The 18,458-nt window shown below is 67.7% G+C and carries 19 protein-coding genes and 1 other RNA gene; 11 read left to right on the top strand and 9 right to left on the bottom strand.

Going from position 1 to position 18,458, the window contains the following annotated elements:
- Nucleotides 1-16 precede the first annotated feature (16 nt).
- Nucleotides 17-832: an oxygenase MpaB family protein gene (locus tag ACX9NE_RS15080; protein WP_459362185.1), complete on the bottom strand. Its 816-nt coding sequence runs from the start codon at nucleotides 830-832 to the stop codon at nucleotides 17-19.
- Between the two features lie 250 nt (nucleotides 833-1,082).
- Between ACX9NE_RS15080 and ACX9NE_RS15075 the strand changes: the two genes are divergently transcribed.
- From ACX9NE_RS15075 to ACX9NE_RS15065, 3 genes are all read left to right on the top strand, one after another.
- On the top strand, nucleotides 1,083-1,619 hold the full coding sequence (locus tag ACX9NE_RS15075) for a nuclear transport factor 2 family protein (protein WP_459362184.1): 537 nt from the start codon (nucleotides 1,083-1,085) through the stop codon (nucleotides 1,617-1,619).
- Between the two features lie 156 nt (nucleotides 1,620-1,775).
- Nucleotides 1,776-1,949: a hypothetical protein gene (locus ACX9NE_RS15070; protein ID WP_459362183.1), complete on the top strand. Its 174-nt coding sequence runs from the start codon at nucleotides 1,776-1,778 to the stop codon at nucleotides 1,947-1,949.
- Between the two features lie 34 nt (nucleotides 1,950-1,983).
- Nucleotides 1,984-2,928 (top strand): cobalamin biosynthesis protein, encoded by a 945-nt coding sequence (locus ACX9NE_RS15065; RefSeq protein ID WP_459362182.1) that lies wholly within the window; start codon nucleotides 1,984-1,986, stop codon nucleotides 2,926-2,928.
- Here ACX9NE_RS15065 and ACX9NE_RS15060 read toward each other — a convergent pair.
- Genes ACX9NE_RS15060 through ACX9NE_RS15050 form a run of 3 tightly spaced genes read right to left on the bottom strand, consistent with a single transcriptional unit; the run spans nucleotide 2,910 to nucleotide 4,901 of the window.
- Nucleotides 2,910-3,737, bottom strand: a complete 828-nt coding sequence (locus tag ACX9NE_RS15060; RefSeq protein WP_459362181.1) for an SURF1 family cytochrome oxidase biogenesis protein — start codon at nucleotides 3,735-3,737, stop codon at nucleotides 2,910-2,912. The two genes, ACX9NE_RS15065 and ACX9NE_RS15060, sit on opposite strands and share 19 nt — an antisense overlap.
- Nucleotides 3,737-4,231, bottom strand: a complete 495-nt coding sequence (locus ACX9NE_RS15055) for a low molecular weight protein-tyrosine-phosphatase (protein ID WP_459362180.1) — start codon at nucleotides 4,229-4,231, stop codon at nucleotides 3,737-3,739. The genes ACX9NE_RS15060 and ACX9NE_RS15055 overlap by 1 nt, the downstream gene beginning before the upstream one ends.
- Complete coding sequence (locus ACX9NE_RS15050; protein WP_459362179.1) at nucleotides 4,224-4,901, bottom strand: HAD-IA family hydrolase; 678 nt, start codon at nucleotides 4,899-4,901, stop codon at nucleotides 4,224-4,226. Before ACX9NE_RS15050 ends, ACX9NE_RS15055 begins: the two co-directional genes overlap by 8 nt.
- Nucleotides 4,902-5,057: 156 nt before the next feature.
- Here ACX9NE_RS15050 and ACX9NE_RS15045 point away from each other — a divergent pair, with 156 nt between their 5' ends.
- The 5 genes from ACX9NE_RS15045 to ACX9NE_RS15025 all read left to right on the top strand — a co-directional run bounded on the left by ACX9NE_RS15045 (nucleotide 5,058) and on the right by ACX9NE_RS15025 (nucleotide 10,883).
- A complete protein-coding gene (locus ACX9NE_RS15045) occupies nucleotides 5,058-6,725 on the top strand; it encodes a PE family protein (protein WP_459362178.1) in 1,668 nt (555 codons plus the stop codon).
- 97 nt (nucleotides 6,726-6,822) lie between these two features.
- The gene (cobC, locus tag ACX9NE_RS15040; protein ID WP_459362177.1) at nucleotides 6,823-7,878 is read left to right on the top strand and encodes an Rv2231c family pyridoxal phosphate-dependent protein CobC; all 1,056 of its coding nucleotides are present in this window, start codon (nucleotides 6,823-6,825) and stop codon (nucleotides 7,876-7,878) included.
- Entirely contained in the window at nucleotides 7,875-8,996 is a 1,122-nt protein-coding gene (locus tag ACX9NE_RS15035) for a Nif3-like dinuclear metal center hexameric protein (protein ID WP_459362176.1), read from the top strand. The genes cobC and ACX9NE_RS15035 overlap by 4 nt, the downstream gene beginning before the upstream one ends.
- A 22-nt stretch (nucleotides 8,997-9,018) precedes the next feature.
- A complete protein-coding gene (locus tag ACX9NE_RS15030) occupies nucleotides 9,019-9,756 on the top strand; it encodes a zinc ribbon domain-containing protein (protein ID WP_459362175.1) in 738 nt (245 codons plus the stop codon).
- On the top strand, nucleotides 9,753-10,883 hold the full coding sequence (locus ACX9NE_RS15025; RefSeq protein ID WP_459362174.1) for a bifunctional RNase H/acid phosphatase: 1,131 nt from the start codon (nucleotides 9,753-9,755) through the stop codon (nucleotides 10,881-10,883). The genes ACX9NE_RS15030 and ACX9NE_RS15025 overlap by 4 nt, the downstream gene beginning before the upstream one ends.
- Here the strand turns inward: ACX9NE_RS15025 and ACX9NE_RS15020 are convergent.
- The gene (locus ACX9NE_RS15020) at nucleotides 10,865-11,302 is read right to left on the bottom strand and encodes a DUF1398 family protein (RefSeq protein WP_459362173.1); all 438 of its coding nucleotides are present in this window, start codon (nucleotides 11,300-11,302) and stop codon (nucleotides 10,865-10,867) included. The genes ACX9NE_RS15025 and ACX9NE_RS15020 overlap by 19 nt on opposite strands.
- A gap of 68 nt (nucleotides 11,303-11,370) precedes the next feature.
- On the opposite strand from ACX9NE_RS15020, the gene ACX9NE_RS15015 reads away from it, so the two are divergent.
- Complete coding sequence (locus tag ACX9NE_RS15015; RefSeq protein ID WP_459362172.1) at nucleotides 11,371-11,811, top strand: MarR family winged helix-turn-helix transcriptional regulator; 441 nt, start codon at nucleotides 11,371-11,373, stop codon at nucleotides 11,809-11,811.
- Here the strand turns inward: ACX9NE_RS15015 and ACX9NE_RS15010 are convergent, their stop codons facing one another.
- Nucleotides 11,812-12,522 (bottom strand): 2OG-Fe(II) oxygenase, encoded by a 711-nt coding sequence (locus tag ACX9NE_RS15010; RefSeq protein WP_459362171.1) that lies wholly within the window; start codon nucleotides 12,520-12,522, stop codon nucleotides 11,812-11,814.
- 193 nt (nucleotides 12,523-12,715) lie between these two features.
- Between ACX9NE_RS15010 and rnpB the strand changes: the two genes are divergently transcribed.
- An RNA gene (gene rnpB, locus ACX9NE_RS15005) (RNase P RNA component class A) lies at nucleotides 12,716-13,135 on the top strand.
- Nucleotides 13,136-13,149: 14 nt separating this feature from the next.
- Here the strand turns inward: rnpB and ACX9NE_RS15000 are convergent.
- The 3 genes from ACX9NE_RS15000 to ACX9NE_RS14990 all read right to left on the bottom strand — a co-directional run bounded on the left by ACX9NE_RS15000 (nucleotide 13,150) and on the right by ACX9NE_RS14990 (nucleotide 17,862).
- The gene (locus ACX9NE_RS15000; RefSeq protein ID WP_459362170.1) at nucleotides 13,150-14,484 is read right to left on the bottom strand and encodes a PE family protein; all 1,335 of its coding nucleotides are present in this window, start codon (nucleotides 14,482-14,484) and stop codon (nucleotides 13,150-13,152) included.
- Between the two features lie 21 nt (nucleotides 14,485-14,505).
- Nucleotides 14,506-16,095, bottom strand: coding sequence for an MFS transporter (locus ACX9NE_RS14995; RefSeq protein WP_459362169.1), 1,590 nt, complete (start codon nucleotides 16,093-16,095; stop codon nucleotides 14,506-14,508).
- 219 nt (nucleotides 16,096-16,314) lie between these two features.
- Nucleotides 16,315-17,862, bottom strand: coding sequence for a CYTH and CHAD domain-containing protein (locus ACX9NE_RS14990; protein ID WP_459362168.1), 1,548 nt, complete (start codon nucleotides 17,860-17,862; stop codon nucleotides 16,315-16,317).
- A gap of 184 nt (nucleotides 17,863-18,046) precedes the next feature.
- On the opposite strand from ACX9NE_RS14990, the gene ACX9NE_RS14985 reads away from it, so the two are divergent.
- Nucleotides 18,047-18,406, top strand: coding sequence for a heme-binding protein (locus tag ACX9NE_RS14985; RefSeq protein ID WP_459362167.1), 360 nt, complete (start codon nucleotides 18,047-18,049; stop codon nucleotides 18,404-18,406).
- The last annotated feature ends 52 nt before the right edge of the window (nucleotides 18,407-18,458 follow it).

Below are 18,458 nucleotides of genomic sequence, written 5' to 3'. Positions count from 1 at the left end.
ACACGACCCGGGAGCGTTACACGATGCGCCAGCCGCGGCTGGCGCGAAACCTCATGTCCCACAGGTGAAGCTGATAGATGAGGATCCAGGTCCGGTGTGGGATCAACCGGTCGGCGAGCCGCAGCGCCGAGAGTAGAAATTCGAATCGCTCCTGTTGGGATTCTGACCAATCCAGCCGCATCATCGACCGGAACTCCGGCGCCAGAAACCCCGTCGTCGCGAACAGGTTGAACGGGCCGGCCAACGCTCGCAACGGCCAGGGCAGGAACTTCATCGACGCGACGCCACGCAGGTGTTCGCGCACCGGCGGGTCGATCTGCAGCTCGTCCAGCGAGCGCTTCCAGTATTCGTCGAATGCGACGCGGTCGGCCGGCCACATCCGCTCGGGCACCTGCAGGGTGGTGCCCAGCCGCTTGGCGTCCTGATAGACCGCGTCGGCGGCCGCATCGTCGAGTGGCCCGTGCAGAAACTCGTGCTGCTCCACGAAATAGCGGTACAGGCAGGCCGCGACCCACAACTGCAACGCGGGATCGAAGGCGTGGTAGGACACCGGGCTCGATGCCCTCGACCGGACCTGACGGTGCGCGACGTCGACTGCCTTGCGGATCAGGGTGCGGTCCGACTCGGTCCCGATGGTCGCCGCCGCTAAGTAGGTCCCTGTGGTGCGGGCTCGTTTGAACGGGTGTTTGTAGACGTTGCCGCTGTCCACCGGACTTTCCAGCACGCCATATCCCACGCCGGGCCGCGATAGCTGCATGATCACGTTCGCCGCCGGCAGCAACGTGGCCGCGGGGTTCAACAGGTCGGCGACCCGGGTGACCGGCCGCTTCATCGCGGGTCCTGGCTCATGTCATCGAGTAGACCACGCGCGTAAGCGCGTGGGGCCGAGATCGTGCGCCCAGCGGTGCGGGTCAGGCCGGTGCGCAGAGACAAACCGGGGTGCCGCGGGATCGGGCAGCCCCCCGACAGTCCTATTCTGACAACTATGGTTGACAATATGGACTGCCAAGCGCTATTCTGACAAAGATGTCAACCATGGTTGATGAATTCTTACTCCAACTCCGCTAGAGAGCAGGGCGAATATGCTCGACGAACAGTTGTTGGCGACCGGCCGGGAGGCTGGCGATGCAAACTTCCTTGTCGCAGATCGACTTGCGGTCCTCAACTTGCTGGGCGCCTACGCCTACACCTACGACCAGGACCGGCTCGACGATTTCCGCGCCTTGTTCACGGAATCACCGGAACTGGTCTTACTGCACGAAGGCCGAGTGCTATCCGAGGACATCACCGTCGTAATGAAACTGCTCGCGGCCAGGAAACACGCATTCAGAGTCCAACACAACAAACGGCGCCATGCGTTGAATTCATTCTGCGTTGCGAGTCAAACCTCCGACGAAATGACGGGTCATTGTTATGTGCAGGTCTTCGCGATACGCGATGGCGGTCCGCCCGTGCCCGACTTGACGGGCTGCTATGACTTTACGGCCGTCAAGCAGCACGGTGTATGGAGGCTGGACCGGTGGGTCGTGACTGCGGACCAGACCAGGACCGGGCTGCCCAGTGATCGGCCCTCCACCGGACGGGGCGCCGAATCAATGGAATCTCGCAGCGCCAGCTGAACCGGCGGGAGGCGTCACGAAATCATCACCGGTCCTGGGTGCGCGCCGTGGTGATTTCGGTCATCTCATCCCACGCCAGCTGGGGCTGCGCGGCTCGTGTGATCGAGTTCACCCTCAACGGCGATTAGATCGACTCGAAACGGGCATCTTCGACACATGTCGATCGAACCGTCACTCGGAGAACCCGACGCCTCGGCGGTGAAGTTGACGAACCTCTTCCAGCTCGGGCGCTCGCAGGCCGCCTATGACTACGTCCCGGAGATGTGGTGGATGCTGGCCGCACAGTTCGTCGTCCTCGTGACGCTGCTCGTCGTCGTAGTGGTGATCTAACCGCTTCACCTCCCCGGTGTGAGACGCTGCCGAGGTGTTCGGGACGGCAGGCGAGGCCAGGGCTGTCGGCGTCGTCGCCGGCTATCTGGCCGACCTCTCGCTCGGTGACCCCCGGCACGCCCACCCGGTCGCGCTTTTCGGTGCGGGGGCCGCCAAGGCCGAACAGTTCAGCTACCGCGACAGCCGGGCGGCGGGAGTCGTCCACGCGCTTCTGCTGGTGGGCGCGGTCGGCCTGGTGGGGGGCTTGCTGCAGCGTCGTGCCGGATCAACGGTGGCCACGGCGGTGGCGACATGGGTCTCGTTGGGCGGCACCTCGCTGGCCCGAACCGGCGCTCGGATGGCGGGGTTGCTGGACAGCGGCGATGTCGACGGCGCACGACGGCTGCTGCCATGGCTGTGTGGGCGCGATCCCGGCGCGTTGGATGAGGCGGGCCTGGCACGCGCGGCGTTGGAATCGGTGGCAGAGAACACCTCAGATGCCCAGGTCGCGCCGTTGCTGTGGGCGGCGGTCGGTGGCGCACCCGCGGTGTTGGGGTACCGGGCGATCAACACCCTGGACGCGATGATCGGCTACCGATCACCGCGATATCTCCGATTCGGTTGGGCCGCTGCACGATTGGACGATCTGGTGAACCTTGGGGGTGCGCGGCTGACGGCCGGGCTGGTGGTGGCCTGCGCGCCGCTGATCGGCGGGTCACCCCGCGGCGCGGCCCGGGCGTGGCGCCGGGATGCGGCTCGTCATCCCAGCCCCAACGCCGGCGTGGTCGAAGCCGCGTTCGCCGGAGCGCTCGGCGTACAACTCGGGGGACCCACCCAGTACAGCCACGAGTTGCAGATCCGACCGACATTAGGTGAAGGTCGGCCACCCACGGTGGCCGACCTGCGCCGCGCGGTGCGGCTTTCGCGGATGGTTCAGGCGGGGGCCGCCGTCGTGTTGGCGGGCGTGGTCGCAGGCAAGGGTCACCTCCGGCGGCCGTAGCGGTCGGCCAGCTTGTCTGCCACGCTCTGGGGGGCGGCGGACCCTGCGGGGGCGGGCGGCGGCTGTTTCTCGCGCCGCCGCGCCCGAAGCTCGGAAAAGACGAAGTACCCCAGTCCGATCGGCGCCAGCACACCGAACAGCACCCACTGGATGCCGTAGGAGAGATACGGGCCGGCATCCAGGTGCGGGACGCCCACGACGCCGAGTCCACCGGGCTGATTGTCGACCAGCTGCAGATACGAACCGGCCAGGGGCACTCCGGTCAACTCCGCGACCTGGCCGGTGCTCACCGAATACACCTGCTGGTAGCCATCCCTGATGAAGGGCTCCTTACCGGCCACGGTGGGCTCGGCGTCGCGCAGCCGCGCGGTGATGGTCACCGTCTGGTTCGGTGGCGGTGGGATGGCGGGTACGTGCGAACCCTGCTCGGGGCGCACATACCCGCGGTCGACCAGCACGGTCGGCCCGTCGTCGACGACGAACGGCATCAGCACCTCGAACGCCTGGTCGCCGTCGACCACCCGCAGCCGGGCGAGCACGTGCACGTCCGGCAGGTAGTGGCCGGTGGCCGTCACCTGGCGCCACTGGGCACCGGTCGCCGACGAATCTTCATGCGGCAGAAGGGTTTTCAGCGGTACGGGTGCCGCACTGACGGAGTCGGCGATCTGCTGGTTTTCCCGGGAAGTGCGGGTGTTCTTGCCCAACTGCCACGGTGCCAGCACCGTGAAACACAGATAGGTGAACGCGATGACCACCAGAATCAGCGCCAGCCAGCCCGGCCGGAGCAGGAACGTCAAGCGCCTGGCCATCACCCGTTTCCGTTCTGCGTGAGTCTCTCGTCGACCCAAGCGTGCAGGCCGGGCAGTGCGGCGTCGATCACGACGAACGCCGTCTCGAAATCGCTGTGGTCTCCGTAGTATGGGTCCTCGACGTCCGGGGTGTGGGCGCCCGAGCGCGGGTCGAATGAGCGCAGCATCCGCAGCCGGCTGTCCTCCACCCCAAGTTGGCGCAGCAGTCGTTGATGGTTGCGGCCGAGTGCGACAACGAGATCGGCGGACAGGTGATCGTCGTTCAACTGAGCCGCGCGGTGGGCGGTGGGATAGCCGTGGTCGCGCAGTACCCGTTCGGCGCGCACATCCGCCCCTTCACCGGCGTGCCAGTTACCGGTTCCGGCGCTGGTGACCCGCACCACCTCGCCCAGACCGCGTTCAGAAATCTGGTGCGCGAACATCTTCTCGGCCATCGGCGAACGGCAGATGTTTCCCGAACACACGAACGTGACATGCAGCAGCGGCTCAGACACCCAGCGCCCTCCGCAGCTCGTCGACCGTCTCGACATGGGTGACACCGGTGAAGGTGATGGGCTCGGTGAAGTCACCCCGTCCATAGCCCCAGCCCACCACGACGGTGTCGATGCCGTGCGCGGCCGCGCCGTGCACGTCGTGACTGCGGTCGCCGACCATCAGCACGCGTTCGGGCAGTGGCTGCAACTGCTCCAGCGCGTGAGCCAGGACGTCGGTCTTGGATTTGCGTGTGCCGTCCGGGCTCGCGCCGGCGATCACTTCGAAATGCTGGTCAAGCCCGAAATGAGAAAGGATCTGCCGAGCTGTCGGCTCCAATTTGGAGGTCGCCACCGCCAGGCGCACCCCCGCGGCCCGCAGATCGGCCAGCAGCGGCGCGATACCGTCGAACAGGCTGTTTATTGCCCAGCCCCGGCTGCCGTACTCGGCCCGGAACGCGGAAACTGCCTCGTCGGCGCGCCCGTCCAGTTCCATGGCGTGAAATGTTTCGTCCATCGGCGGGCCGACGATCCGGGCGGCCAGGTCGCCCTCGGGAATCGCGGCACCGACGTGGGTGAGCGCATGCCGGAAGCTCGCCACGATGCCGGCCGCCGAATCCGTCAGGGTTCCGTCGAGGTCGAAGATCACCAGCTCGGCTTTCGCGCCGTCGCTGTGCGCACTGGAGCCTGTCACGAGTCCATTGTCGTTGATCGCGGTGGGCCCCGGACCGCCAGGCAACCGCGCAGGACCGTGCCCGAAGTTGCACGGATTGCCGGACACGCTCTGGGCCGTTTGTCACAATCGGGGTTCTCGGGAAGCTACGAGCTGGCCATGGAGGGTTCGCCTGCGATGACACTTCTGGCCACGCAACCCCAGGCGATGGCGGCGGCCGCAGCCGACATGTCGGGAATCAGGGCGGCGGTCGACGAGGTCAGGACGCTGGTGGCCGGGCCCACCGCCGAACTGGCCGCCGCAGCGGCCGACGAGGTGTCGGTGGCCTTCGCCGCGCTGTTCGGGGCATATGCCCGGGAAGCACAGGCCGTGCTGGCCCAAGCGTTGACTTTCGGCGACCAATTCGCCGGCATGCTGAGCGCCGCCGCGCGCCGCTACGTGGAAGCCGAGGTGGCCAACGCGTCGGCCGCGCTCGGCGGGATCCCGGGCCTGCTCGGCGTCAGCACGCCCGGCGTGGCGGTCGGTGCCGGCCTTCACGCCGCGCCGTCGTCGCCGCCCCCCAAGCCGCTGGTGGCGCTCGTCATGGGCGGCACCGGCGACCCGAGCCCGCCGAGCACCTACGTCAAGGCCGTGGACACGTTGTTCATCCAGCCAAATCGAGCCGGCGCCATCCCGCAGGTGGTGTTCACACCCGAGCAGCTCTACCCGTTGACCGGTGTCCGGAGCCTGCCGTTCGACACGTCGGTGGGACAGGGTGTTGCCATCCTGCACGACGCGGTCCTGCAGCAACTGGGCAGCGGCAACCATGTCACCGTGTTCGGCTACTCCCAGAGCGCCGAAATCGCGTCGTTGGAAATGCGGCAACTCGCGGCGATGGGCGCGCCGAGTCCGGCCGACCTCGACTTCGTGCTGATCGGCGATCCGATGAATCCCAATGGCGGTCTGCTGCAGCGTTTCGCCGGGTTGACGCTGCCGTCGCTGGGCGTGAGCATGGTCGGGGCGACCCCGGACAACGTCTATCCCACCACCATTTACACCCGTGAGTACGACGGACTGGCCGACTTCCCCCGCTATCCGCTCAATTTCGTTTCCGACCTGAACGCATTCTTCGGTATCGGTGCGGTGCACTTCGGCTATCCACACTTGACACCCGATCAGGTTGATGCCGCTTACACCCTGTCGACTCAGGGCCCCACGATGACCACCTACAAGATGATCCCCACCGCGAACCTGCCGCTGCTGGATCCGTGGCGGGTCATACCGTTCGTGGGCAACCCGCTGGCAGACCTGGTTCAGCCCGACGTGCGGGTCATCGTCAACCTGGGCTACGGCGACCCTGCCTACGGCTGGTCGACGAGTCCCGCGAACGTACCGACGCCGTTCGGTCTTTTCCCCGCGGTGAGCCCGCTGACTGTGCTGGACGCTTTGGCGGCCGGCACCCAGCAAGGAGTGCAGGACTTCCTGGCCGACCTCCCGAACATCTTCAATCCGCCGGTGCTGCAGCCGCTGTGGCCGGACATGGTCGCGGCGCTGGTAGGTCCGGCGCCCCCGGCGGTGGCGCCAACACCGGAGAACGTCGCAAACGCCGTCGCCTCGATCATTTCGACCGACTACGCGGTTTTGCTGCCGACCGCGGATGTCACCGTGGCGGCCGCACTCAGCCTGCCGGTGTACGACGCAACCCTGTTCGTCCACGGCCTGGAGAACGGCAGCCTGCTCCATGCGATCGGTGACCCGATAGCGGCCAACACCGCAATGCTGACCATGGCGGGACTGTTGGAAGCGCTCACCATCGCCGAGGCGGGGGTCCTCAACGTCGGTGTCATTCACAGTCTCATTCACTGACGCCTGGAGAGAGCGGGCGCCGGGTGGTGCCCGGGCCACGCTGGGTGGCGTGATGTCAGTGGGGAAGCCGGTATGCGGGCGCACTAGTGTTTCTGTGATGGCGGGTCGTGATCCGAGCGTGTCGAGCCCGGTACGCGCGCGTCATCACGGTGATCAGGACGTCATGCCCGGCATGCTGGATTTCGCCGTCAACGTCCGTCGCGCGCAACCCCCGGCATGGCTGCTGCAGAAGTTGAGCATGCGGCTGCCCGATCTGGCCCGGTACCCAAGTGCAGCCGACGTCTACGCCGCGCAGGTTGCGGCGGCCACGCGTCACCGCCGAACCCACGATGAGGTGTTGCCACTGGCCGGCGCGGCCGAGGGTTTTGCGTTGCTGAGCAACCTGCGTCCGCGCCGCGCCGCGATCATCGCGCCCTCGTTCACCGAACCCGAAGCGGTGCTGAGCGCGGCCGGGATCCCCGTGCACCACGTCGTGCTGCCACCGCCGTTCACCCTGGACGCGGCGGAAGTGCCCGGCGACGCGGATCTGGTGGTGGTGGGCAACCCGACGAACCCGACCTCGGTGCTGCACGCCCGTGAACACGTGCTTGGGCTGCGCCGGCCCGGACGGATCGTGGTGGTCGACGAAGCGTTCGCCGACGCGATTCCCGGCGAACCGGAGTCGTTGGCCGGTGCGGCCCTGCCCGACGTGCTGGTGCTGCGCAGCCTGACCAAGACCTGGGCGCTGGCCGGTTTGCGGGTGGGCTACGCCCTGGGGGCGCCGGAGTTGCTGGCCAGGTTGGGCGCACAGCGCGCGCACTGGCCGGTCGGCACTCTGCAGCTGTCGGCCATCGCCGCCTGCTGCGCCCCGCAGGCCGTCGCCGAGGCTGCCGAGGATGCCGAGCGGTTGGTGGCGCTGCGCTCGGTGATGGTCGCCGGCCTGGAATCGGTGGGACTGCACGTGGTCGACGGCCGGGCGCCGTTCGTGTTGTTCCACAGCCCGGATGGTGAGCGGATCAGAGATCGACTGCGGGACAGAGGTATTGCGGTACGCCGCTGCGACACCTTCGTCGGCCTGGACGGGAACTATCTGAGGGTGGCGGTACGCGAGGAGTGGCCGGAATTGGTCGAGGCCATCTCCACGGCCGCAGCGCACGGCGGGAGCTGCCGATGAGCGTGCGGCTCGCCGACGTCATCGAAGTGCTGGACGGGGCCTACCCACCGCAGCTGGCCGAGTTGTGGGATTCAGTGGGTCTGGTCTGCGGTGACCCCGCCGACGAGATCGAATCGGTCACCATCGCGATCGACGCTACAGCGGCCGTGGTCGACGAGATGCCGGACAACGGCCTGCTGCTGGCCCATCACCCATTGCTGTTGCGTGGTGTCGACACGGTGGCGGCCAGCACTCCCAAGGGTGCGCTCATTCACCGGTTGATCCGTGCGGGTCGTTCGCTGTTCACCGCCCACACCAACGCCGACTCGGCGGCTCCGGGCGTGTCCGATGCGCTGGCGGACGCGCTCGGACTGACCGTCGAGGCCGTCCTGGACACCTCGCCCAGTCCGGCCAAGCTGGACAAGTGGGTCATCTACGTGCCGGTGGAGAACGCCGACGCGGTACGCGAAGCGGTCTTTGCGGCCGGCGCCGGACACATCGGCGACTATTCGCACTGCAGCTGGAGCGTCACCGGCACCGGCCAGTTTCTGCCGCACGAGGGGGCGTCACCGGCGATCGGCAGTGTCGGTGCCGTCGAGCACGTCCCCGAGGACCGCGTCGAGGTCATCGCGCCCGCCCGGGCACGCTCGGCCGTCCTGGCGGCCATGCAGGCCGCGCATCCCTACGAAGAGCCGGCTTTCGACATCCTCGCCCTGGTACCACCCCCGGCCGGCACAGGGCTCGGTCGTATCGGCACACTGCCGCGACCCGAACTGCTGCGCGAGTTCGTCTCGCGCGTCAACCGCGCCCTGCCGCAGACGACGTGGGGGGTACGTGCGGCGGGCGATCCGGACCTGCCGGTCTCACGTGTGGCGGTCTGCGGCGGAGCGGGCGACTCATTCCTTCACGCGGTGGCCGCCGCGGACGTGCAGGCGTACGTCACCAGCGATCTTCGGCACCACCCCGCCGACGAGCATCTGCGGGCCTCGCAGGTGGCGTTGATCGACGTCGCCCACTGGGCCAGTGAATACCCGTGGTGTGCCCAGGCGGCCGGGGTGCTGCGGTCGCGATTCGAGTCGCTACCGGTGCGGGTATCCACGACGCGCACCGACCCGTGGAACCTGAGAACCGAGTGCTGAGAAAGAGACCTGGAGATCACCGATGAAGGCCGACGTAGCACAGCAGCGTTCGCTCCTGGAATTGGCGAAGGTCGATGCTGAGCTGTCCCGGCTTGCTCATCGAACCGGTCATCTGGCTGAGCGTGCCGCCTACGAACGGGTGCGGGAGGAGCACACCGCCGCCGGTGACCGGCTGGGTGCCGTGCGAATCGCGTTGGAGGACTTGGATGCTCAGGTTGCACGCCTGGAGGCCGAGATCGAGGCGGTGCGCAGGCGCGAAGACCGCGACCGCTCATTGCTGAGTGCCGGTGCCACCGACGCCAAGCATCAGGCCGACCTGCAGCATGAACTGGAAACCCTGAAGCGCCGCCAGATCACGCTCGAAGATTCTCTGCTGGAAGTGATGGAGCGCCGCGAGGAACTGCAGGGCCGGCACGACGCCGAGTCGTCCGCCACCGACCAGTTGCAGGCCGAGCTGGCCGCGGCCCAGCAGGCTCTGGACGCCGTTCTGGCCGAGCTGGAAGAGACCCGGGCCCAACATACGTCGCGCCGTGACGCGTTGAGCGCGCAGTTGGCCCCCGAGCTGTCGGCGCTCTACGAACGGCTGCGCGCCGGGGGAGGACCCGGGGCCGGGCAATTGCAGGGACACCGCTGCGGGTCCTGCCGGATCGAGATCGGTCGCGGCGAGCTGGCCCGCATCTCGGCCGCGGCCGAGGACGAAGTGCTGCGTTGCCCGGAGTGTGGTGCGATTTTGTTGCGCGTCAAGGTTTCTGATCAATGAAGGTGATCATCGAAGCCGATGGCGGGTCGCGGGGTAACCCGGGGCCGGCCGGGTATGGGGCGGTGGTGTGGAGTGCGGACCGCAGGACGGTGCTGGCCGAAACCAAGCAGGCCATCGGCCGTGCCACCAACAACGTTGCCGAATACCGCGGCCTGATCGCCGGATTGGATGACGCGTTGAATCTGGGCGCCGGTGAGGTATCGGTCCTGATGGACTCCAAGCTGGTGGTAGAGCAGATGTCGGGGCGATGGCGGGTGAAGCACCCCGATCTGGTGGAACTGCACGCCCAGGCGCGTTCGCTGGCGTCGCAGTTTCGCCGGATCAGTTTTTGCTGGGTCCCGCGCGAGGAGAACGCCTATGCCGACCGGCTGGCCAACGAAGCGATGGACGCGGCGGCCCAGACTGATCGACGGGTGGACAAGGTCGCGGTGCCGGTCACCGAGGCCGCCCGCCAGGCCGCTACCGAGCAGGCGCCGGCCGACGCGAACCGCGGACCCGGCTGGACCGGAGCCCGGGGCGCACCCACCCGGTTGTTGTTGTTGCGGCACGGGCAGACCGAGTTGTCGGCGCAACGCCGCTACTCCGGGCGCGGTAACCCGCCTCTGAACGAAATCGGTTGGCGCCAGGCGGGTTTGGCGGCCCGATACCTGACACAGCGCCGCGGTATCGTCGCGGTGATCTCATCGCCGCTGCAGCGTGCCTATGACACCGCGGCGACGGCCGCCAGGGCACTGGGCTTGGACGTGACCGTCGACGAGGACTTGATCGAGACCGACTTCGGCGCGTGGGAGGGCCTGACCTTCACCGAGGCTGCCGCGCGCGATCCAGAGCTGCACCGTCGCTGGCTCTACGACACCGGGGCGCTGCCCCCTGGCGGGGAGAGCTTCGATGATGTGCTGCGGCGGGTTCGCCGTGGTCGCGACCGGATCATCGCCAACCACCCCGGCGCCAACGTGCTGGTGGTCTCTCATGTCACGCCGATCAAGTCGATGTTGCGGATGGCGCTGGACGCCGGGTCCGGGGTTTTGTACCGGCTGCACCTGGATCTCGCGTCGTTGAGTATCGCCGAGTTCTATCCCGACGGCGCGTCCTCGGTGCGTCTGGTCAATCAGACCGGGTATCTCTGACCGGCGGCGACGTCGACCCGCGGGTAGCTCTCGACGTGGCGCTCACCTGCCGCGCCGGAGTAGGTGCAGGTGCGGGCGTGTAAGTCGACGTCGTAGTGCACCACGCCGGCCGCCCAGCAGGCGTGGACGAACTGCGGGTAACTGCTTTGGCCGGCCTGGTCGGTGCGGATGGCGTCGACCAGAGCATCCCGGTTCCACGCGGCTACGTCGGTCAGGCCGGCGACGATCGGGTCGTGCTGCTCGACGATCGGTCCGGCGTCGGTCAGGTACAGGGTGGTGGCTGCCGGGATCGAGTGGTGGTACCGGTTCACCCCGGCCTGGCGCAACACCTCGGCCAGGTAGGGAAAACCGTGCACCTTGGGCCGCAGGACCGCCGCCCGCTCCCGGGCCGCCTGCAGATTGGCGATTGCACTACTCACGTCGCAACTCCTATCGAGAATCGACAATATACTGCTAAAGTGACAACATAATGTCAAAAAGGAGCCCGATGGCCGACGACATTCCGTTGCTGGTTGCCGATGTCTACGAGGCGGCGGGTGCGCTGCGCAGGTCCGGAGACGCCGTTGCGAAAACCGAAGGCCAGACTCAGGCGCGCTGGCAGGTTCTCAGCGTGGTTTGCGAGGATCCGATGTCTGTGTCCCGCGCCGCCCGCCGGCTCGGCGTGTCACGACAGAGCGTGCAGCGCATCGCCCACAACCTGGTCGAAGACGGGCTGGCGGAGTGGGTGTCCAATCCCGATCACCGCGCGTCGCCGTTGCTCACGCTGACCCATGCCGGGCGGCGTGCCCTGTCGGCCATCACGGCGCGGGCGGACGCCGCGCAACAGGCACTCATCGGGGACATCCCGGCCGCCGACATCGCTATAACGCGAAACGTGTTGCGGCGCTTGATTGTTTCCGTGCGCCGGCCCAGTGATCGGGCCGGCTGACTAGGCCGCGTCGTGGAAGATCAAACCCAGCGCATAGCGCTCACCGGAACGGACGGTCGAGATGCCGTGGCGAACCGGGGCGGCCGACCAACCGCGAGTGGAGCGCACCGGCCGTTCGCGAGTGGTGAAGACGAAGCCGTGGCCCTGGGGCAGTTGTGTTGCGATACCCCGGGATTGGGCCCGGAAGCGCTGTTCGACCAAGAGGAAATCACCGCCGGCGTAGTCGGCAGTGGGGTCACTGAGGTTGATCACCACCTGCAGCGGAAACACCAGGTCGCCGTAGAGGTCCTGATGCAGTGCATTCCAGTCGCCGGCGCCGTAGCGCAGCATCAGCGCCGTCGAGCGGGTCTGCCCGGCGTCGTGGCAGAGCGCCAGCCACTCGTCCAGGCTGTCCGGCCACGAAGCGACCCGGCCCAGCCTGGTCCACCACTCGCGGGCGATCGGCACCAGCCGCGGGTACAGCGCTTGTTTGAGTTGCTCGATCGGCTCGGGATAGGGAGCGCGGAAGTAGCGGTACTGACCGGCGCCATAGCGCTTGGGCGCCATGTTGACGGTCGACCGGAACAGGCTGTCGTCGGCGTAGAGGCCGCGGAGCCGAGCCGCCTCAGCGGGGGTGAGCAGGCGCGGCAACAACGCGCCGCCGTACTCATCGAGCTCGGCGGTGATGGCCTCCCAGTCGCCGGAGTCGACGCGGGCGTCCCACCGGGGCATTCGGCGGCCTCCTTCGTTCGTCATATCCGCCTAAGCCTGCCTGGGTCACGCCGCGCAGCACCGACGTAGACCGCCGACCGCTGACAGTGGGCGTTGCCGCATTCATATCAGTCACCGCTGCTGGAGGGTGCGCTAACCGGCACGGCCGAGCCTGGCTTCGGCCTCGTTCAGGGGGTACCGTGTTCGTCGCAGGCGAGTTGGCTGGACGGCCGCGGCTCGCGCCGGTCCGAGAGGTGCGGGCGCCGAGTCGAGGAAAGTCCGGACTTCACAGAGCAGGGTGATTGCTAACGGCAATCCGAGGTGACTCGCGGGAAAGTGCCACAGAAAGCAGACCGCCACCCTCGCGGTGGTAAGGGTGAAACGGTGCGGTAAGAGCGCACCAGCATCCCGGGTGACCGGGGTGGCTCGGCAAACCCCACCCGAAGCAAGGCCAAGAAGGCTGCACCAAAAGTGCGGCTGCGCAGACGTTTGAGGGTTGCTCGCCCGAGTCTGCGGGTAGGCCGCTCGAGGCACCCGGCAACGGAGTGTCCAGATGGATGGTCGTCGCCGTGCCGCCGTGGATTAAAGCCGCGGCGGTGGGGAACAGAATCCGGCTTACAGGCCAACTCGCCCGCCTATGAATCCCGCCTAGCTGCTGTGCCCGTCGTTGCCGTCCGATCCGTTCGGCCCGTCGTCCCCGATCAACAGCCCGGCCTGCCCGCCGGGACCGCCGGGGGCGCCGTTGCCACCTTCACCGGATGCGCTGTTGCCGCCGTTGCCACCGGCCCCACCGGGGCCGCCGTTGCCGATTGCCCCGGCGGCGCCGCCGCTGCCACCGGGTGCACCGTTGCCGCCGAAGCCGGTTGTGCTGTTGCCGCCGTTGCCGCCGGCCCCGGCTGGGCCGCCACTGCCGTACCACAGCCCGGCGAAGCCACCATTGCCGCCGGCCGCTCCGTTACCGCCGTTACCGCTGGTGCTGTTGCCCCCGTTACCGCCCGCGCCGGCCGCTCCGCCATTGCCGATCAGCAGGCCGCCGTTGGCACCCGAACCGCCCGCCGCACCGTGCCCGCCCGTCTGTCCGTTCCCGCCGTTGCCGCCGGCTCCGGCCGGGCCGCCGTTGCCGATCCAACCGGTGTCCCCGCCATGGCCGCCGGGAGCCCCGTCGCCGCCAGTGCCGCTGGCGGCGTTTCCGCCGTTGCCGCCGGCTCCGGCCGGGCCGCCGTTGCCGTACCAGAGGCCGCCATGTCCGCCGTTGCCGCCCGGTGCGCCTGCGCCGCCAGAGCTGAGTCCGTTGGCGCCGTTGCCTCCGGATCCGGCTGGCCCGGCGTTGCCGATCAACCCGGCGTCACCACCGTTGCCGCCGAACCCGGCGTTGCCGTTGGTTGCGCCGGACCCACCGGAGCCGCCCGCACCGCCATTGCCGAACAGCAGCCCTCCGTTGCCGCCTCGGCCCCCGGCTCCTGTGTCGGCCCCGGCACCACCAGGTCCGCCGTTGCCGATCAGACCGGCGGACCCGCCACGCCCCCCTGCCGGATGTTGGCTGGTGCCGGAACCGCCCGCGCCGCCGTTGCCGTACAGCAGCCCCCCGTCCCCGCCGTCCTGGCCCGGTGCCCCGTTGGCGCCGTTGCCGATCAGCGACCGGCCCAGCAGCGCCCGCGTTGGGTCGTTCAGCGCGCGGAGGGGATCCCCGAGGATCGACTCGCTGATCGATTCGGCTCGGGAGTATGACGTGGCGGCCGCGCCTACGGTCTCAACGAATTGCCGGTGAAACCAGTCCGCGTGGGTGCTGACGATCTGATAGCTCTGCCCGTGCGACTCGAATAACGCCGCGATGGCTGCGGAAATCTCATCGGCACCCGCTGCCGCCACTGCCGTGGTCCGTACCGCAGCCGCCGCATTGGCCGCACTGAGCGTGGCCCCGAGATCGACCAGCCGCGATGCCGCTGCTGACATGACCTCAGGCGCCGCGATCACAAAAGACATCGCACTACTCCGGTCACATTGTCAGACAGTCGAATTGCTCGGAACCTTCTTCAGCTGGCCACGCAGCAAAGGCAGCCACCACGACGGATTGGGCGGTGCGGGCAAGCGGCGCACCTTGCGGTGGCGTCCCGGGCGCGGGATCGGGAAGAGCACCAGAAGAATCAAAGTCAGGCCGGTAATGGCCGCGCCCCCGATGAAGGCGTGCGAGAGGCCGGTGACAAAGGCGTCGCGCACGGCGTCGTTGACGCTGGGGCCGAGGGCACCGAGTTGTGGGTCCGCGGCGACGTGCATGCCCGCAGCGGGGGATTCCCGGATAGTGCCCGCGGCCTGCTGCGGCACTGCGGCGGGCAGGTTGAGGGCGTTACGGTAGCCGGCGCTGAACAGCGAACCGAGCAACGCGATCCCGAGCGCCGCCCCGAGCTCGCGGGTGACGTCGTTCATCGCCGAGGCGACACCTTGTTTTTCCGGCGGCAGCGAGTCGACGATGATGTTGGTCGCCGGTGTGGCCGACAATGCGAGGCCACCGCTGAAGACCAGCATGCCCACCAACAGATTTGAGTATGTCGAGCCGGTGTCGAGCCGGGCCAGCAGCAGGAAGCCGGCGACCATGCAAGCCAATCCGGAGACGATGACCACTCGATTGCCAACTCGCGCAGCGAGTTTCGGCGCAATCGCGGAAATCGGAAGCACCACGACAGCCATCGGCAGCATCGCCAGAGAAGACTTCAGCGGAGCGTAGCCGAGCATCAGCTGGATGTATTGCAGGCCAACGAAGAAGAAGCCGAAGGTGCCCAGGAACTGGATGACCAGGGTGGCTGTGCCGGAGCTGAAGCCGCTGTCGGTGAACAGCCGTGGGTCCAGCATGGGACGAGCGGTGCGCAACTCGTGAAACACGAAGAGAATGACGGCCACAACGGCCGTCACGAACGCGGCGATGACGGTCGAATGCGTCCACCCTTGGTCGGCGCCCTCAATGATGCCGTACACCAGAGTGCCGATCGCGATCGCGCTCAATCCTCCGCCCGGCAGGTCCGGTGCGGGTTCTTCACCGCTCTTCGTGTTGGGCACCAGCACTGCAACGACGATCAGAGATAAGGCGGCGAGCACCGCGGTGCCGATGAAGGTGGCGCGCCAGGTGTAATGCTCCATCAAGTAGCCGCTGAGCAGCAGCCCCAAGATCGATCCGACGCTGGCGAATCCAGTCCAGATGCCCACGGCGCGCCCTTTGTGGTCCGGGTGGACCACGGCGGTGATGGTGGAAAGCGTGCTCGGCATGATGAACGCCGCGCCGATGCCCATGATGACGCGAGCGATGATGATGGCCGACGGTGACCCAGCGGCTGCTGCGGCCGCGTTGGCCAGCCCGAACACCAATGTCCCGCCGAGCAGTGTCCGACGGCGGCCGAAGTCGTCACCGATGGCGCCGGCCGGTAGGACCAGCGCCGCCAACGCGACGGTGTAAGCGTCGGCGATCCAGGTGAGATCGGTCGCGCTCGCGCCTCGGTCCACGGCGATGTCCGGCAGTGCCACATTGACGCCGGCCACCGCCGACATGACCACTACCAACGCGCCGCAACAGGCAAGCACGACACCGCGGGGATCGTTGCGCATCGTGAGCTCCTTCGGGTTGTTGCCACACTCCGTCGGCTGACGGAATTACTAAACTGATGATATCTTCACTCTCGAACGCAGTGTCAGTCAACAGTTCGTAAGGAATTTCCTCGCGGATGTTCAGGGTCACGAGACTGTGCTGCGGTCAGGGCCGCGAACGCGGGCTCGGGCAAGATGAGCAGAGCCGGCTCAGCGACCGGGGCCTGGAACCGTTTGGGTTCAGCGACGGCTGCGGTGCACTGCTTTGTCGAGCTTGCGCAACGCCGAATCCAGTTGCTCACGGCTGTTTTCGGCGATTTCGTTCTCGCGCTGGTAAAGCAGGCCGTAGGTGAAGGTATCTTCCCCGGCCAGGTGTGCCGCCTGAGCTTGGGCCAACAGATGCTCCCGGCTGACCACGCTGTCCTGATGGTCGCCGAGCAACGTCTGAATGGCCTTGGCTTGCTCGGCTACCTGATCGGCCCCGGTGGCCGCGGCGGTATAGCGCAATCGCTTGGCTCGTTTCCGGATCACATGCAGGGTCTCATCGGCGTCCTCGGCCTGCGCGGCTTCGGCTGCCTTCGCGGCTTTGGTGGCTTTGCGGACGCGCCGGTAGGCCGCATCGATGGTCACCGGACGGGGTTGCTGACCGAATGAGGTGACCGGCGGCTCGGACACCATCGCATCCAGTGCGTCGAGCAGCCGGAAGTACCTCGTGGACCGCATGGCGGCCAATGAGCGCCGAAGCCCCTGCTGGTACCGGCGTTGGGCGCCGTCGACGAGGCGTTCGGTGACCGGCCCGCGAACCAACTCCGGCCCAAGCCGGCTCAATTGCCGCTGGTAACGCTCGGCGAGCACTTCGGCGTCGCGCGCCACACCCAGGATTGCGGCCAGCTCGCGCAGTTCGTCGAGAACCCATGCGCCGTCGGATCCGAACGCTTCCTGGGACTCGTTGAGCAGGCTGCGGATCTTGCGGATGGTGACCCGCAGCTGGTGCACCGAATCGTGGGCATCCGCGCGCACGGCACGATCCCACACCAGCAGCTCCTCGACCTGCTGGGCCACCGCGCGATGCACCGGGTCCGTAGGCGCTGTGCCGACGGTCTGTTCGGCCGGCTCGTGTGAGTCCAGCGCCCGGGCCAGCTTCGAGCCGTGCCCGGCCGGCTGGGCACCGGCGTCCAGTAGTCGGTTGCTGAGCCGGTTCAACAACTCGTGCCGGGTGGCCCCGCTCTTCGCCCCGCTCTCGTCGGAGTCAGTTCCGAGGACCTCGAGTTCCCACTCTCGCCATTGCCGCTCGGCCGGCTGGGCGCCGGAACCGTCGGATGCCGACCATGCGGTGACGTGATCGTTGGAGAACTCCGCCAGGGCCCTTCCCTCGGCGTCATAGAGGATCTGACTCTCGCGTCGCGTGGTGATGCGTGCGACGGGCTCGACAGAGCGATCGCGCACGATTGCGAGCACCACATCGAGCAGCTCGGCCGGTACGGAGTCGGCGCTCTCGGACGCATCAAGCGGGGCATGGACCTCGGTGCGCGCGTCGGCTCCGGCCGGCAACTTCAGGTGCCAGCCGGCGTCCTGACCGCCGGTGCGACGCCGCAGGGTGATCCGGTTGCGCGCCAGATCCTGCGCCGGGGTGTCGAAGTACACCGCGTCGAGCTCCTGGGTTGCCGACACCTCGACGCGGGCCACCGCCGCAATGCCCTCGAACGAGGGTGACACCGTCGACTCGACCACGTCGAACTTGCGCTCGACCTCGAGGTGTCGCGCCGACTTGGGCGCTTTAGCAGGCATTTGTTCTCCGTGAGAGCGTCTTGCTGCGGACGAGGGTCATCGGTGGCGTCGGACGACGGGTCCTCATAGCCTGCCATATCAGGGTTACGGGACCGGCTACGGCATGTTCTTACCCATAGGACCGCAGCACCACTATGGTGTGCGGTGGGATACCGGGTGTTCGGGACGTGTGAAGGAGCGGTTCATGATGAATTCCCGCGCGGTCGCCGGCGCGATTGCCGCCGGTGCGGTATGCGGCGTAACGCTTTTCGGTGCCGCCGGGGTCGCCCGGGCAGACCCGGACCCGGCTCCGCCGAACTGCACCGCCGCCGACCTGGCCGGAATATCGGCCGGTGTGGCGGCGTCGACCTCGGCCTACCTGTTCGCCCATCCCGACGTCAACGACTTCTTCACCGGTCTCAAGGGTCTATCCCGTGAAGAAATGCGCGGCCGGCTGCAGCAGTACATGGACGCCAATCCGCAGACGCACGCCGATCTGCAGAACATTCGCCAGCCGGTGACCGACTTCCGGGCTCGGTGCGGGGCGCCGGCGCCCACCGAATAGCGGGAACGACGGCGATCACCGCTGAAATCGCGGCGGTGACCCGCGTCGCCCG

Source organism: Mycobacterium sp. ML4, from assembly GCF_054515735.1.
This window is presented reverse-complemented; position numbering and strand designations above follow the sequence as displayed.

Bases quoted from the DNA above. Each gene is read 5' to 3' on its own strand.
- ACX9NE_RS15075 (WP_459362184.1), top strand. From the start codon at position 1,083: ATGCTCGACGAACAGTTGTTGGCGACCGGCCGGGAGGCTGGCGATGCA.
- ACX9NE_RS15010 (WP_459362171.1), bottom strand. From the start codon at position 12,522: ATGCCCCGGTGGGACGCCCGCGTCGACTCCGGCGACTGGGAGGCCATC.
- ACX9NE_RS15035 (WP_459362176.1), top strand. From the start codon at position 7,875: ATGAGCGTGCGGCTCGCCGACGTCATCGAAGTGCTGGACGGGGCCTAC.
- ACX9NE_RS15030 (WP_459362175.1), top strand. From the start codon at position 9,019: ATGAAGGCCGACGTAGCACAGCAGCGTTCGCTCCTGGAATTGGCGAAG.
- ACX9NE_RS15015 (WP_459362172.1), top strand. From the start codon at position 11,371: ATGGCCGACGACATTCCGTTGCTGGTTGCCGATGTCTACGAGGCGGCG.
- ACX9NE_RS15045 (WP_459362178.1), top strand. From the start codon at position 5,058: ATGACACTTCTGGCCACGCAACCCCAGGCGATGGCGGCGGCCGCAGCC.
- ACX9NE_RS15000 (WP_459362170.1), bottom strand. From the start codon at position 14,484: ATGTCTTTTGTGATCGCGGCGCCTGAGGTCATGTCAGCAGCGGCATCG.
- ACX9NE_RS15025 (WP_459362174.1), top strand. From the start codon at position 9,753: ATGAAGGTGATCATCGAAGCCGATGGCGGGTCGCGGGGTAACCCGGGG.
- ACX9NE_RS15060 (WP_459362181.1), bottom strand. From the start codon at position 3,737: ATGGCCAGGCGCTTGACGTTCCTGCTCCGGCCGGGCTGGCTGGCGCTG.
- ACX9NE_RS14990 (WP_459362168.1), bottom strand. From the start codon at position 17,862: ATGCCTGCTAAAGCGCCCAAGTCGGCGCGACACCTCGAGGTCGAGCGC.
- cobC (WP_459362177.1), top strand. From the start codon at position 6,823: ATGGCGGGTCGTGATCCGAGCGTGTCGAGCCCGGTACGCGCGCGTCAT.
- ACX9NE_RS14995 (WP_459362169.1), bottom strand. From the start codon at position 16,095: ATGCGCAACGATCCCCGCGGTGTCGTGCTTGCCTGTTGCGGCGCGTTG.
- ACX9NE_RS14985 (WP_459362167.1), top strand. From the start codon at position 18,047: ATGATGAATTCCCGCGCGGTCGCCGGCGCGATTGCCGCCGGTGCGGTA.
- ACX9NE_RS15080 (WP_459362185.1), bottom strand. From the start codon at position 832: ATGAAGCGGCCGGTCACCCGGGTCGCCGACCTGTTGAACCCCGCGGCC.
- ACX9NE_RS15070 (WP_459362183.1), top strand. From the start codon at position 1,776: ATGTCGATCGAACCGTCACTCGGAGAACCCGACGCCTCGGCGGTGAAG.